The sequence below is a fragment of the Leisingera daeponensis genome (assembly GCF_019801465.1).
GTDB lineage: Bacteria > Pseudomonadota > Alphaproteobacteria > Rhodobacterales > Rhodobacteraceae > Leisingera > Leisingera daeponensis_A.
Genome location: NZ_JAHVJA010000029.1, coordinates 1 through 14,564 on the forward strand (window position 1 = coordinate 1; position 14,564 = coordinate 14,564).

Annotated in this window: 11 protein-coding genes and 1 pseudogene; 11 read left to right on the forward strand and 1 reads right to left on the reverse strand. The window is 62.0% G+C overall.

Translation table 11 applies throughout. From position 1 onward, the window contains the following. Positions 1–383: 383 nt before the first annotated feature. Entirely contained in the window at positions 384–1,169 is a 786-nt protein-coding gene (locus KUV26_RS23135; protein WP_222510225.1) for a DeoR/GlpR family DNA-binding transcription regulator, read from the reverse strand. Positions 1,170–1,386: 217 nt separating this feature from the next. Between KUV26_RS23135 and KUV26_RS23140 the strand changes: the two genes are divergently transcribed. From KUV26_RS23140 to KUV26_RS23785, 11 genes and pseudogenes are all read left to right on the forward strand, one after another. After that, complete coding sequence (locus KUV26_RS23140) at positions 1,387–2,334, forward strand: ABC transporter substrate-binding protein (RefSeq protein ID WP_222510226.1); 948 nt, start codon at positions 1,387–1,389, stop codon at positions 2,332–2,334. Positions 2,335–2,440: 106 nt separating this feature from the next. Next, positions 2,441–3,463, forward strand: coding sequence for a glycine betaine/L-proline ABC transporter ATP-binding protein (locus KUV26_RS23145; protein ID WP_222510227.1), 1,023 nt, complete (start codon positions 2,441–2,443; stop codon positions 3,461–3,463). After that, positions 3,460–5,454: an ABC transporter permease gene (locus KUV26_RS23150; RefSeq protein WP_222510228.1), complete on the forward strand. Its 1,995-nt coding sequence runs from the start codon at positions 3,460–3,462 to the stop codon at positions 5,452–5,454. The genes KUV26_RS23145 and KUV26_RS23150 overlap by 4 nt, the downstream gene beginning before the upstream one ends. 2 nt (positions 5,455–5,456) lie before the next feature. Next, a complete protein-coding gene (locus tag KUV26_RS23155; RefSeq protein ID WP_222510229.1) occupies positions 5,457–6,356 on the forward strand; it encodes a phosphotransferase in 900 nt (299 codons plus the stop codon). An 8-nt stretch (positions 6,357–6,364) separates the two neighbouring features. Further along, positions 6,365–8,812: an FAD-dependent oxidoreductase gene (locus tag KUV26_RS23160; RefSeq protein WP_222510230.1), complete on the forward strand. Its 2,448-nt coding sequence runs from the start codon at positions 6,365–6,367 to the stop codon at positions 8,810–8,812. Between the two features lie 138 nt (positions 8,813–8,950). Then, positions 8,951–9,892 (forward strand): GlxA family transcriptional regulator, encoded by a 942-nt coding sequence (locus KUV26_RS23165; protein ID WP_409996958.1) that lies wholly within the window; start codon positions 8,951–8,953, stop codon positions 9,890–9,892. Positions 9,893–9,914: 22 nt separating this feature from the next. Continuing rightward, positions 9,915–10,715 carry an inositol monophosphatase family protein gene (locus tag KUV26_RS23170; protein WP_222510232.1) on the forward strand — a complete coding sequence of 267 codons (801 nt, stop codon included), beginning with the start codon at positions 9,915–9,917 and terminating at the stop codon, positions 10,713–10,715. Between the two features lie 81 nt (positions 10,716–10,796). Then, complete coding sequence (locus tag KUV26_RS23175) at positions 10,797–11,549, forward strand: N-formylglutamate amidohydrolase (RefSeq protein ID WP_222510233.1); 753 nt, start codon at positions 10,797–10,799, stop codon at positions 11,547–11,549. Then, a complete protein-coding gene (locus tag KUV26_RS23180; protein WP_222510234.1) occupies positions 11,546–12,907 on the forward strand; it encodes a glutamine synthetase family protein in 1,362 nt (453 codons plus the stop codon). Before KUV26_RS23175 ends, KUV26_RS23180 begins: the two co-directional genes overlap by 4 nt. Positions 12,908–12,999: 92 nt before the next feature. Then, positions 13,000–14,382 carry an aldehyde dehydrogenase family protein gene (locus KUV26_RS23185; protein WP_222510235.1) on the forward strand — a complete coding sequence of 461 codons (1,383 nt, stop codon included), beginning with the start codon at positions 13,000–13,002 and terminating at the stop codon, positions 14,380–14,382. A gap of 64 nt (positions 14,383–14,446) precedes the next feature. Further along, a pseudogene (locus tag KUV26_RS23785) lies at positions 14,447–14,564 on the forward strand (alcohol dehydrogenase); the annotation flags it as partial.

The following is a 14,564-nucleotide window of genomic DNA, read 5'->3' on the forward strand; positions in this document are numbered from 1 at the left end:
TGGCCCGATACGGCTTCGCTTTGTGGAGGCTACACCGCATCGGGCCAGCTAACCGCACGTCAAACAGGGGGTCAATTTTGGATGCCTATAGGGGGTCAAAGTTCCATGCCGATTGACAATAATGCGGCACCTGCAATATTCTTGGCGCCGCCATGCGGCGGAGAACCCGGCCATTCAATTAGTCTGCAGTGTGTCTGAAGCTGCAATTGCGCACTGCGCGGGACAGAGTTGCTGCTCTCTTCGCCGGAGGTAATGACGGCAGGAAGCCCAATCCGCGCCTTCATTTCGCTGGCAGATCATAACGATCGATCATGTACGCTAGGCGAAAGAGTAGCTTAAACTGCACCAAGTCCTGTCCGAAAGATGGAGACTAGCACACTTTGCTAATTGCCGTCAGTTTTGACAACGACGGTTTCGATCTCATGCTTATCCAGCATGGCCCTGATGCCGTCCGGCGGGGGGATGTCGGTGAAGAAGACGTCGATCGCCGACATCTTGTCGAGAGAGACCGGAGCGCGTTTGTTGAACTTGCCGCTGTCCGCCACGACGATACAGACCTGCGCGTTCTCAGCTGCGATGCGCGCAATATTGGCTTCCTCAAGATCGTGCAGCATGAAGCCCATTTCACTGTTCACAGCGCCAACCGAAAACACCGCCAATTGAACATTGAGGCGCCGCACCAGGTCCAGCGCCTCTGCGCCGAAAGCACCACCGTCATGGGCGCGCAGTTCGCCGCCTGCCAGAAATACCCGGTTGTTGTTCCGCGTGGCCAGCGTCTGAGCCACAAAAACCGAGTTAGTAACCACAAACAGGTTGCTGTGATTTCTGAGCGCCAGCGCGACATAGGCCGTTGTCGATCCAATATCCAGAAACACTGAATCTCCGTCGCTTATTGTGTCCGCCACGGCTTGGGCCAGTACTGTTTTCACATCGGCATGTGCGCTGAGGCGGTTTTCGAATGGCGGTTCGATGACATCTTCATTCAGATGCACACCGCCATGCACCTTGCGCACTATTCTGCGCTCCTCAAGCGTTTTGACGTTGCGCCGGATGGTTTCGTTGGAAACGTTCAGCTGCTCCGCAAGCGCGCTCACGCGGCAGGATCCTCCTGCGCGATGAAGCTCGCGCAGTATCTCTTCTTCTCGCTGATTGGTGGTTTTCTGGTTCATTTCACAAGCAGGACGTTGTTCGTGGCGTTACAAAAGCCGTATTCAAAAAAACCACACAACGCAACATACACCCTCGCATTCTGGCGTATAAATTGACGTATTTGATGGTATTTAGTTGCTTTTTGTGGTTTTTATTGACGAAAAGCCAAGCAAACTGCACGATACCCCTACGCGACGCCAAGAATCGCACACAACACCACACAACAGGGAAATCCACATGCGACAGAACCTCAGAATATTGGGAGCCGCTGCGCTGACAGCCGCCCTTTCCGCTTCTTCCGCCTGGTCTGCAGAATCCGCCGATCCGATCAAACTGACGCTGCACGACTGGTCCGGCCAGCTGATCAACACCAAGATCATGGGCAGCATCCTGCAGGAGGCAGGATATAACGTCGAATACGTACAGGCGGATTACATCGCGCAATTTGCCGGGCTGAAGACCGGGGACCTGCACCTGGCCATGGAGATCTGGGAAACCACCGGGCGTGAGGCGCTGGACGAGGCGACCGCCTCGGGCAAGGTGATCAACGCTGGTGATACCGGAATGACCGCGATCGAAGAATGGTGGTACCCGGCCTATATGAAGGACCGCTGTCCGGGCCTTCCCGACTGGCAGGCCCTGAAGGACTGCTCCGAAGAATTTGCGACCGCCGAAACCTCGCCCTACGGCCGTTATGTCGGCGGTCCGGTGACTTGGGGCGGATTTGACGAAGAGCGTGTCGAGGCGCTGGAGCTTGATTTCGAAGTGGTTCACGCCGGCACCGATGCAGCGCTGTTTGCCGAACTTGAGTCCGCCTACCAGCGCCAGGATCCGATTGTTTTGTGGGTCTATGCGCCCCATTGGGCTCCTTCAAAGTATGAGGGTGAGTTCGTAGAATTCCCGCTCTATTCGCCGGAATGCTATTCCGATCCGTCAGCGGGCGTGAACCCGGACCTTGCCTATGACTGTGGCAAGCCGCGCGGCCCGATCTGGAAGGCAGCCTGGGCAGGCCTGCCGGACAAATGGCCAGGCGCCTATCAAATCATTCAAGAATACAATCTTAGCAACGAGGAAATGAGTGCGATGGTCGGTAAGGCCGACCTCGAAGGTGTAGATATTGATACCGTCGTTGCTGACTGGATGTCCGAAAACAAGGACCTTTGGTCCGGCTGGATCAGTCACTGACCCAGAACAGCCAGGGCGGATAACTGCTCTCTTCCTGCCCTGGTTGCACGTCTACCCTGCCACTTTGCCCGGCCGCCCTGTGCGGACCGCCGCCGGAGCCGAATTTATGATCCACAACACCAAACTCTCCTGCCGCAATGTCTGGAAGCTCTATGGCGCCAATGCGCAAGAGTTCCTCAGCAGCAACCCGGCGCCCAGCGGAGACGACATCCGCCAGGCCGGCATCATCGGAGCGGTGCGCGACGCCAGCATCGACATCGCCGAAGGGGAAATCTTCATCATCATGGGGCTGTCCGGCTCCGGGAAATCCACCCTTGTACGCTGTTTGTCGCGGCTGATCGAGCCGACCGGCGGCCAGGTTCTGTTCGATGGCGTTGACCTGCTGACCGCCAGCGAGCAGGAGCTAATCGAGATCCGCCGCCACAAGATGGGCATGGTGTTCCAGCATTTTGCCCTGCTGCCGCATCTGACCGTGCTGCAGAATGTGATGTTCCCGCTGACCGTTCAGGCCGCGCCCAAGGCGGAAGCCGAGGAAAAGGCGCGCGAAGTTGTGGATCTTGTGGGTCTCAAAGGGCGCGAAGATTATTACCCGCGCGAGCTGTCGGGCGGCCAGCAGCAGCGCGTCGGTATCGCCCGCTCTCTGGTGACGGAACCGGACCTATGGTTTCTGGATGAACCCTTTTCAGCGCTTGATCCGCTGATCCGCCGTGAAATGCAGGACGAATTCATGCGCCTGCAGGCGCGCCTGCACAAAACCATCGTCTTTATCACTCACGACTTCGAGGAGGCCGTGCGCCTGGCCGACCGCATTGCCATTATGAAAGACGGCGAGATCATTCAGGTCGCCACTCCGGAGGAACTGGTGCTGAACCCGGCCACGGATTATGTCGCCGAATTCACCCGCCACATCCCGCGTTCCAAGGTGCTGACGGTGGGCGGCATCATGACCCCAGGCACGCAAGCCGAAGGCATGCCCGTTCCGGCAACCGCCCGGGTATCGGAAGTCGCGGAACAGATCATCGCCGCGGACGCCCCGCGCCCGGTGTGCGACGCGAACGGCCGGACCGTTGGCAGCATTGGCCGCACGGCGGTGGCACGAGTGCTGTTCGGCGCGGGAGAGGCGGCATGAAAGCACATCTGACAAGGCAGGCCCCGGTTGCCTGGGGGCTGGTGCTGGCCACGATCCTGCTGGGCTGGTTCGGCCGCGACCTGGCCAAGGCGCTGGATGCGCGCTGGCTGGTCAAGGTTCCGTCCTCCTGGGACATCCCGTTCAACACATACATCTCCGCTGCCATGGCCTGGCTGATGGAGGAGGCAGCCGTCGGCCCGGTCTCCTTCACCGATGCCACCCGCGCCATCGCCTGGCTGATCGAGCAGCCCTATGAATTGGCGTTGAACCTGCTGGCACGCGGCTTTCTGTTCGATCCCGGCCCGGAGCCGCAGGTTCTGCTCCCTGCCGCCAGCTGGATCGCCGTTACCGCTGCGGTGATTGCCCTGGGGCACTACTGCCGCAGCTGGGGACTGGCCGCGCTTGTCGGCGCCTGCTTTGCCTATCTCGCGGTTTTCGGGCAATGGGACAGCGCCATGATCACGCTGGCCTCAGTGCTCATCGCGGTGCCGATCGGCGCGGGCGGCGGGCTGCTGGCTGGCATCTGGGCCTACCGCCATCCGCTGGGCGAGCGCATCCTCTCCCCCATTCTGGACCTGATGCAGACCATCCCGATCTTCGCCTACCTGGTGCCGATCCTGTTTATGTTCGGCTTTGGTCCGGTATCGGCGCTGGTTGCCACCATCATCTATGCCACCCCGCCGATGATCCGCATCACCATCATGGCGCTCAAGGCAGTGGACCCGGAAATCCTCGACTTCGGCCGGATGGCCGGCACCACCCGGCGGCAGCTGATGTGGCGGGTGCTGGTGCCCTCGGCCAGCCAGAGCCTGATGGTCGGCGTCAATCAGGTGATCATGCTGACGCTCAACATGGTGATCATCGCCTCGATGATCGGCGCGGGCGGTCTTGGCTTCGACGTGCTGGCCGCGCTGCGCCGCCTCGATATCGGTGCAGGCTTTGAGGCAGGCATCGCCATTGTGGTGCTGGCCATTGCGGTGGACCGGCTGAGCCAGGCCTTCGCAGAGCGCATGGGCCAGGTCCACCACACCACGCCCGGTTCCTGGGCTGCCCGGAACAAGCGCACGGTGCTGGTGCTCTGCCTGCTGGCGGTCACCTGGGTGCTGGGCCGCTTCTCGCCCTTGCTGCTGGACTATCCGCAAAGCCAGACCATCACCACCGGCGCGTTCTGGAATGACACCGTCAAATACCTGAACGTGAACTACTTCGATGCGTTCGAGGCCGTGAAAGTCTTCTTCCTGCAGTGGTTCCTGCTGCCGATCAAGAAAACCCTGCTGGGCATTCCCTGGCCTTGGGCAATCGCCATGCTGACGCTGCTCGGCTGGCGCGCCGGCGGCTGGAAGCTGGCAGCCCTGTGCGGCGCGATGTCTGCCCTGATTGCGGTCAGCGGCCTGTGGGCCAAGGCGATGGTCACTGTCTACCTCTGCGGCGCCTCGGTGATCCTTGCCACCCTGATCGGGGTTCCCCTGGGCGTGCTGGCGGCGCTGAACCGCCGCGCGGGCATCGCCATCAACCTGCTGATCGACACCCTGCAGACCTTGCCCAGCTTCGTCTACCTGATCCCGGTGGTGATGCTGTTCCGGGTCGGCGATTTCACCGCGATGATCGCCATCGTCCTTTACGCGCTGGCGCCGGCTGTCCGCTATGCCGCCCACGGGGTGCGCAGCGTCAGCAGCGAGCTGATCGAGGCGGGGCTGGTGTCGGGCTGCACCAAATGGCAGCTCTTGCGCCTGGTACGGCTGCCGATGGCGCTGCCGGAGATCCTGCTGGGCATCAACCAGACCATCATGCTGGCGCTGTCGATGCTGGTGATCACCGCGCTGGTCGGAACCCGCGACCTGGGACAGGAAGTCTATATCGCGCTGACCAAGGCCGACACCGGGCGCGGCCTGGTCGCCGGGCTTGCCATCGCCTTTATCGCCATAATCGCCGACCGGCTGATCAACGCCGGTGCCCGCGGCGCCCGCATCCGCTTTGGACTGGAGAGCTGACCATGAGCCAATCCGATCTGCAAAAACGCGTCAGCCTGCTTGAGCGCATCCACGCGCTGCCGATCTGGCGCGGCTCCATCACCACGCAGCCTTTGACCGGGGGCATCACTAACGTGAACTACCTGGTTGAGGACAGCGCCGGAAAATACGTGGTGCGGGCGGGCGACGACATCCCGCTGCACCAGGTGATGCGCTTCAATGAACTGGCCGCCAGCCGCGCCGCCCATGCCGCAGGCCTGTCGCCCGCGGTGGTGCATGCCGAAGATGACCTGACCGTGCTGCAGTTTATCGAAAGCCGCACCCTGAGCGAAGCGGATGTGCGCGACCCCGCGATGCTGCCGCGGGTGCTGGAACTGGTGAAATCCTGCCACCGCGAAGTGCCCAAGCATTTGCGCGGCCCGGCACTGGTGTTCTGGGTGTTCCATGTGATCCGGGACTATGCCGCCACCCTGCAGGACAAGGACAGCCCGCATGCGGCGGCGGCCTCGGAACTGGCGGGCATCGGCAACAGCCTGGAACAGTCGGCAGGCCCCTTCGACATCGTCTTCGGGCACAACGACCTCTTGTGCGGCAATTTCCTCGATGACGGGGATCGGCTCTGGCTGATCGACTTCGACTATGCCGGCTTCAACTCGCCGCTGTTCGACCTTGGCGGCCTCGCTTCCAACAACGGGTTATCGCAGGCGCAAGAGCAATGGCTGCTGGAAACCTACTTCGAGGCGCCGATGAGTGATGACCTGCTGCATCGCTACAGCGCCATGAAATGCGCTTCGCTTCTGCGCGAAACCATGTGGAGCATGGTCTCCGAAATCACTTCCGAAATCGACTTTGACTACGCGGCCTACACCGCCAGCAACCTCGCGCGTTTCCGCGCGGCGCTTGACGACTTTCAAAACACCTGAGGACTGACATGACTGAACTTCCTTCAACTGCCAAGGCAGTCATCATCGGCGGCGGCATCATCGGCTGCTCCACCGCCTACCACTTGGCCAAGCTAGGCTGGACCGACACCGTTCTGCTAGAGCGGAAAAAGCTGACCTCGGGCACCACCTTCCACGCCGCCGGGCTGGTCGGGCAGCTGCGCTCGAACGCCAACATCACCCAGCTGCTGGGCTATTCGGTCGATCTCTACAACAAGATCGAAGAGGAAACCGGCCTGGGCACCGGCTGGAAGATGAACGGCGGGTTGCGGCTGGCCTGCAACGAGGAACGCTGGACAGAGGTGAAGCGCCAGGCCACCACCGCGCATTCCTTCGGTCTGGAGATGGAGCTGCTGACCCCGAAAGAGGCGCAGGAACTGTGGCCGCTGATGGATATCTCCGACGTCATCGGCGCCGCCTTCATGCCGACCGACGGCCAGGCCAACCCCTCCGACATCACCCAGGCGCTGGCCAAGGGTGCGCGGATGGCCGGGGCCAGGATCTTCGAGGACACCAAGGTCACCGATATCGAGATCGAGAACGGCAAGATCCGCGCCGTCATCACCGAACATGGCCGCATCGAATGCGAGAAGGTGATCTGCTGCGCCGGGCAGTGGACCCGCACCTTTGCCAAGCGGTTCGGGGTCAACGTGCCGCTGGTGCCGATGGAGCACCAGTATATGGTCACCGAGCCGTTCGAGGGCGTCCCCTCGGGCCTGCCCACCCTGCGCGACCCGGACCGGCTGACCTACTACAAGGAGGAAGTCGGCGGGCTGGTGATGGGTGGCTATGAGCCGAACCCGATCCCCTGGGCCAAAGACGGCATTCCGCAGGGCTTCCACTACACGCTGCTGGACAGCAACTTCGACCACTTCGAGCAGCTGATGGAACAGGCGCTTGGCCGGGTCCCGGCGCTGGAGCATGCCGGCATCAAGACCCTGACCAACGGGCCGGAAAGTTTCACCCCCGACGGCAACTTCATCATCGGCGAGGCGCCGGAACTGCGGAACTTCTATGTCGGCGCGGGCTTCAACGCCTTCGGCATCGCCGCGGGCGGCGGCGCAGGCATGGCGCTGGCGGAATGGGTGAAGAACGGCGAGCCGCCTTTTGATCTCTGGTCTGCTGACATCCGCCGCTTTGGCCGCCCGCATTTCGACACCGACTGGGTCCGCACCCGCACCGTTGAGGCTTACGGCAAGCATTACACCATGGCCTGGCCGCATGAGGAGCACGACAGCGGCCGCCCCTGCCGCAAGTCGCCGCTTTACGACACGCTGAAAAGCCAGGGCGCCTGCTTCGGCGAGAAACTCGGCTGGGAACGCCCGAACTGGTTTGCCGATGCCGCCCGGGGCGAGACGCCCAAAGACGTCTACAGCTTCGGTCGCCAGAACTGGTTCGACGCAGTGGGCCGCGAGCACAAGGCCGCGCGCGAGGCGGCAGTGCTGTACGACCAGACCTCGTTCGCGAAATTCGCGCTGAAAGGCCCGGATGCGCAGGCCGCGATGAACTGGATCTGCGCCAATGACGTGAACAAGCCGGTGGGATCGCTGATTTACACCCAGATGCTGAATGACAAGGGCGGCATCGAATGCGATCTCACGGTGGGCCGCGTCGCTCATGACGAGTTCTACATCGTCACTGGCACCGGCTATGCCACCCATGACTTCGACTGGATCCGTCGCAATATCCCCGACGGGATGAACTGCCAGCTGTTCGATATCACCTCCTCCAACGCGGTGCTGTCGCTGATGGGGCCGAAAGCGCGCGGCATCCTCGCCGCTGTCACCCGCGACGATGTCTCCAACGACGGTTTCAAGTTCGGCACCATCAGCACCATCGGCATCGCCGGCTGCCCGGTGCAGGCGCTTCGCGTCACTTACGTGGGTGAACTGGGCTGGGAACTGCACCTGCCGGTGGAATACGCCCAGACCGTCTATGCCGCGCTGATGGAGGCAGGCAAACCGCACGGGCTGGTCAATGCCGGTTACCGCTCGATCGAATCCCTGCGCCTGGAAAAAGGCTACCGCGCCTGGGGCTCGGATATCGGCCCCGACCACACCCCGTTCGAAGCCGGGCTCGGCTGGGCGGTGAAGCTCAGGAAGGACATCCCCTTCAAGGGCCGCGCCGCCGCCGAAGCGCAGAAGGCAGATGGCGTCAAGAAGATGCTCGCCTGTTTCACCACCGATCCCGGCGTGGTGCTCCTGGGCCGGGAAACCATCTACCGCAACGGCGAGCGCGTCGGCTGGCTGACCTCGGGAGGCTATGGTCACACCGTCGGTAAGTCCATCGGCTACGGCTACATCCGCAATCCCGAAGGCGTGGATGCCGATTATGTGCTGACCGGGGACTACGAGCTGGAGGTCGCCACCGAACGTGTCCCCTGCAAGGTGCAGCTCAGCCCGCTCTACGACCCGTCGATGAGCCGGGTAAAGGCCTGAACCCGCGCTCCTCCATTACCAGGGAATACGATGATGCAACACTTGAAACAGAGCAGCTTCCGCGATCATGCGCCTGTCCGTGGGACGGCACGGCCCGCCGGCGGCAGGCCCCTTCAAACCGCAAGCGTCGGGCTCTACGTGTTTTCCGGTTTCCCGATGGAGGAGTACGCCCTGTTTGCCGCGGCGCTGCATGAGGTGGGCGAAACCTGCGGCAGCTGCCTGAAAGTTGACGTGCTGTCCAGCAATGGCGGTTTTGTTCAGGGAAGCTGCAGCGCCGTGGTGCAAACCAGTCCGCTGGCCGATGTTCTGAAAGAGCTGGACTATCTCGTGATTTTCGGCGGCCACAAGTCCAGCGTCGGCAATAACCAACATTTCAAGGCAGCCCTGCAGATCCTCCGGCGCAAGGGCTGTAAAGTGGCCGCGGTCGGCGGTGGCGCACTGACCTTGGCAAAGGCCGGCGTCTTTGAAAGCAACAGCTGTGCAGTTCACTGGCAAAACCGGGAACTGTTCAGCGGGCTGATGAGCCCCCTGACCCCAACAGACCAGGTCTGCATGGTCAATGATGGGGACTGGTCGTCCTGCGGCAAAACAGGGTCGCTGGATCTCGCCCTGCACGTCGTAGCCGAAGTCTATGGCAAACCAGCGGCGACCCGTCTGGCGCAGACCTTCATCCATACCCGCCTGAGTGACGCGTGCAGCACCCAGAATGGCGAGGTTTTGCACGCTGCCCTGTCCGGTTCAAGCCTGGTCAATAAGGCCATTGCCCTGTTCCAGGACCACCTGGAAAACCCGCTTCCGATGGCTGAGGTGTCCCGCATTCTGGGGTCGTCCCCGCGCCGGATTGAACGGCACTTCAAACAGCACTGCGGCACAACGCCATGCAGCTATTACCGGCAGATGCGGCTCGACCATGCCCGGAAACTACTACTGCGAACCAACATGACACTGATTGAAGTCGCGATCGCGGCCGGGTTCTCCACCGGCGCCAGCTTCGCCTCAGCCTTTCAGCAAATCTACGGCACGACGCCGAACGCTCTGCGCAAGTCCCTCAGCGGCGCAAAGGCGGGTCCCGCAACCTGATCAGATCCAGGAAGATACTCCCATGACCCAGAATTCCTCTCTTTCAGAACCGCTTTCGGCGGAGACGGTCCTGCGCGACTGCGCGGCCTGGACCGAAATGTCCGCCGCAACCGCGCTTGGCTACTTCCGGCAGGACACCGCTGTCGATTTCAAGGCTGACCTCAGCCCGGTCACCCTCGCCGATCAGACCGTGGAGCGGGAACTGAAGGCAGCCATCGCCGCCAAATACCCGGACCACGGGATATTCGGCGAGGAAACCGGCATCGAAGGCGGCGGCAAAGAAAATCTCTGGGTCATCGACCCGATTGACGGGACCCGCTCCTTCATTTCCGGCCACCCGCTGTTCGGCATGCTGATTGCATTCCTCAGCAAAGGCCGGTTGCAGGCCGGTGCCATCAGCATGCCAGCGTTGAATGAAGTGTACTGCGGCGGCCTCGGGGTTCCGGCCACCTGCAATGGCACCCCCATTCAGGTCTCAGGCCAGCGCGATCTGCACGCGGCGGTTCTTTACATCAATGAGGGCGAGAAGCTGCTGGCGGATCATCCCCGCACGACAGCCCGTCTGCTGCGGGCGGGACAGACCCGGCGCTTCGGCTACGACTGCTACCCCCATGCCTTGCTCGCGGCCGGCCATGTTGACGCGGTGATCGACTATGACCTGAAGCCCTATGACTTCCTGGCCGTTTCAGCGGTCGTCGAAGCGGCAGGGGGCATCATGACGGACTGGCAGGGTAAGGCACTGACGCTGGATTCAGGAGGTGCGGTCGTGTCGGCGGCATCACCTGAACTGCACGCGGCCCTCGTCGATCTTCTGAACAGCTAATCTTCGCCACCGCAAAACTCGAAACGCCATAAATCGGGCGCCGCCGCCCGTCCAATAGTTGTGCCGCAAAGGAGGCCGAAAATGATGCTGCGACCTTTCGAAGTCATCAATCCCGATGGCGCAGGGCCTGTTGTGATAATTTGCGAACATGCCTCTGCCCACATCCCAGCGGTCTATGATGGTCTCGGGCTGGCGCCTGATGACCTGAAGAGCCACGCGGTGTGGGACCCAGGCGCCCTGGATCTTTCCCTGAAACTGTCCAAGGCACTGGATGCGCCGGTTGTGGCATCAGCGGTGTCGCGGCTGGTTTATGACTGCAACCGCCCGCCCGAGGCTCCCAGCGCGATGCCGCCGCAGTCGGAGCTGATCAAGGTTCCCGGCAATGCCGGGCTGACCGCCTCGGCACGCCAGCGCCGCACCCAGGCGGTTTACCAGCCGTTCTGCCGGGCCGTCTCGGATGTGCTGGACAAGCGCGGTCCGGGGACAATCGTGGTGACAGTGCATTCTTTCACCCCGGTTTACTTCGGCGAACCGCGAACGGTCGAATTGGGCTTGCTGCATGACGAAGACAGCCGGCTGGTGGACCTGATGCTGGACCATTCTGGAAAGCTTCCCAACCGGAAGATTGCCCGCAACGAACCATACGGTCCTGCGGACGGGGTCACCCATTCGCTGAAGCTCCATGCCATCAGCCGCGGGCTGGCCAACGTGATGATCGAAGTGCGCAATGACCTGCTTGCGACAGAGGAAATGGCTGCAGGAATGGCTCTGGATATCCTGGCACTGCTTATCCCCGCAGTGAATGAACTAAACGAGAAGGAATTAGCAGTTTGAGTGCTGTACTGACATTCGAAACCCTCATAGACCAGGTTGAATCGGGCACCGTTGACACCGTTCTGGTCTGCCTTGTGGACATGCAGGGCCGCCTGATGGGCAAGCGCTTCCATGCCAAGCATTTCGTCAATGGCGCCTGGGAGGAAACCCATTGCTGCAACTACCTGCTGGCCACCGACCTGGCGATGGCGACGCCGGACGGCTATGCCTCGACCAGCTGGGAGCGCGGCTACGGCGACTATGTGATGAAGCCCGACCTCTCCACCCTGCGGCCGGTGCCGTGGCTGGAGGGCACCGTGATGGTGCTGTGCGACGTGCTGGATCACCACACCCATGAAGAAGTCTCCCACTCCCCCCGCGCGATTCTGAAGAAGCAGGTGAACCGGCTGAAGGCGATGGGCTACGACGCCATGTGCGCTACCGAGCTGGAGTTTTTCCTCTTCGCCAGGAGTTTCGACGAGATCCGCCGCTCGGGCTTCCGCGACCTGGAGCCGATCTCCGGCTACAACGAGGATTACAACATCCTGCAGACCACCCGCGAGGAGCATGTGATGCGCCCGATCCGCAACCACCTGTGGGATGCAGGCCTGCCCATCGAGAACTCCAAGGGCGAGGCGGAGACCGGCCAGGAGGAGCTGAACATCAAATACGCCGCGGCAATGGACACGGCGGAGTTCCACACAATTGCCAAGCACGCGATCAAGGAGATTGCGGAGCAACAGGGCCACGCGGTGACCTTCCTGCCGAAGTGGAGCCACGACAAGGTCGGTTCCTCCTCCCATGTGCATCAGTCGCTGTGGCAGGACGGCAAGCCCGCTTTCTATGACGAGAGCGACGAGCTGGGCATGTCCGCGCTGATGAAGAACTATATGGCGGGATTGCTGAAATACGCCCCCGACTACACCGCCTTCATGGCGCCCTATATCAACAGCTACAAGCGCTTCATGAAGGGCACATTTGCGCCGACCCGGATCATCTGGTCGGTGGACAACCGCACCGCGGGCTACCGGCTGTGCGGCGACGGGACCAAGGCAATCCGCGTCGAATGCCGCATTCCCGGCTCTGACATGAACCCCTATCTGGCGATGGCGGGCATGTTGGCGGCCGGCATTGCGGGCATCGAAGAAGGCCTGGAGCTGCAGGCCCCCACCCGGGGCGATGTCTATCAGGGCGACACCGGCATGATCCCGGGCACCCTGCGTGACGCGGCGGCGGCGCTGAAAGGCTCAGCAATGCTGCGCAAGGCCCTTGGCGATGATGTGGTCGACCACTACGTCCGCGCGGCGGAAGTGGAGATCGAGGATTTCGACCGGGTGGTTACCGATTACGAGATTGCGCGCGGGTTCGAGCGGGCATGATCCGGACGCGCCGGGGGCCAGCCCCCGGCCCCCCAGAGTATTTTCGGAAAAAAGAAGAGGGCTTTGCCCTTTCCTGAATGGAGTGAATGGCAATGAGCCAGGTATTGAAGTGCATCTCACCGGTTGACGGATCGGTCTTTGCGGAGCGCGAAGTGCTGTCGCGCGAGGACGCGTTTGCAGCGGCGGAACGGGCACGGGCAGCGCAGACAGCCTGGGCGGAACGGCCCTTGCAGGAGCGCATTGAACTGGTGATGGCAGGCGTGGCCGCCGTCGGTGCGATGAACGATAAAATCGTGCCGGAACTGGCGCATATGATGGGCCGGCCGGTGCGTTACGGCGGCGAGTTTGGCGGTTTTAACGAGCGCGCAGGCCACATGGCAAAGATCGCTGCAGAGTCGCTGGCGGATATTGAGGTCGGCGAGGACGCAACCTTCAAGCGCTACATCAAGCGTATTCCGCATGGGGTGGTCTTTGTGGTCGCCCCCTGGAACTACCCCTATATGACCGCAATCAACACCGTGGCACCGGCACTGATTGCCGGCAACACCGTGGTTCTTAAGCACGCGACCCAGACCCTCCTGGTGGGCGAGCGCATGGCGCAGGCCTTCCATTCCGCAGGGGTCCCCGAAGACGTGTTCCAGAATGTCTTCCTGGACCACGACACCACGTCGGAGCTGATTGCCGCCAAGGCCTTCAACTTCGTGAACTTTACCGGATCGGTTGGCGGCGGCCAGGCGATGGAGCGCGCGGCAGCCGGCACCTTCACCGGCGTTGGCACCGAGCTGGGCGGCAAGGATCCGGGCTATGTAATGGAAGACGCCGATCTGGACGCCGCGGTGGACGCGCTGATTGACGGCGCCATGTTCAACTCCGGCCAATGCTGCTGCGGCATCGAGCGGATCTATGTGCACGAAAGCCTGTTTGACGCCTTCCTGGAGAAAGCGATTGCCATCGTGAAGCGCTACAAGCTGGGCAACCCGCTGGATGCGGAGACCACCATCGGCCCGATGGCAAATGTGCGCTTTGCCAATGAAGTGCGCGGCCAGATCGCCGAGGCGGTTGAGGCGGGCGCGGTGGCCCATATCGGGACTTTTTCCGAGGATGACGGCGGCGCCTATCTGACGCCGCAAATCCTGACCAACGTGTCTCACGACATGCGGGTGATGCGGGAGGAAAGCTTTGGCCCGGTTGTCGGCATCATGAAGGTCTCCTCGGATGAGGAAGCCATCCGGCTCATGAATGACAGCGACTTCGGCCTCACCGCCTCGCTCTGGACCAGAGATGTGGAGCGGGCGCAAGCCGTGGGGGACCGGATCGAGACCGGCACTGTCTTCATGAACCGCGCCGACTACCTGGATCCGGGCCTGTGCTGGACCGGCTGCAAGGACACCGGCCGCGGCGGCGGCCTCTCGGTCATCGGCTATCACAATCTGACCCGTCCGAAATCCTATCACCTGAAAAAGGTCACCGGCTGACGGACGGCCCCGCCCGCCCCGTTTCTCCTCCCGGGGCGGGCCACTTGCATCAAAGGAACACATCATGTCTCTCGTTGGAAACTGGTCCTACCCGACCGCAATCAAGTTCGGCGCAGGCCGGATCAAGGAACTGGCGGATGCCTGTGCCGCCGCTGGCATCAAGAAGCCGCTGCTGGTCACCG

What these genes read in the sequence shown, in the direction of transcription:
- KUV26_RS23135 (WP_222510225.1), bottom strand. Translation starts at nt 1,169, where the DNA reads ATGAACCAGAAAACCACCAATCAGCGAGAAGAAGAGATACTGCGCGAG.
- KUV26_RS23175 (WP_222510233.1), top strand. Translation starts at nt 10,797, where the DNA reads ATGATGCTGCGACCTTTCGAAGTCATCAATCCCGATGGCGCAGGGCCT.
- KUV26_RS23145 (WP_222510227.1), top strand. Translation starts at nt 2,441, where the DNA reads ATGATCCACAACACCAAACTCTCCTGCCGCAATGTCTGGAAGCTCTAT.
- KUV26_RS23160 (WP_222510230.1), top strand. Translation starts at nt 6,365, where the DNA reads ATGACTGAACTTCCTTCAACTGCCAAGGCAGTCATCATCGGCGGCGGC.
- KUV26_RS23140 (WP_222510226.1), top strand. Translation starts at nt 1,387, where the DNA reads ATGCGACAGAACCTCAGAATATTGGGAGCCGCTGCGCTGACAGCCGCC.
- KUV26_RS23150 (WP_222510228.1), top strand. Translation starts at nt 3,460, where the DNA reads ATGAAAGCACATCTGACAAGGCAGGCCCCGGTTGCCTGGGGGCTGGTG.
- KUV26_RS23170 (WP_222510232.1), top strand. Translation starts at nt 9,915, where the DNA reads ATGACCCAGAATTCCTCTCTTTCAGAACCGCTTTCGGCGGAGACGGTC.
- KUV26_RS23155 (WP_222510229.1), top strand. Translation starts at nt 5,457, where the DNA reads ATGAGCCAATCCGATCTGCAAAAACGCGTCAGCCTGCTTGAGCGCATC.
- KUV26_RS23185 (WP_222510235.1), top strand. Translation starts at nt 13,000, where the DNA reads ATGAGCCAGGTATTGAAGTGCATCTCACCGGTTGACGGATCGGTCTTT.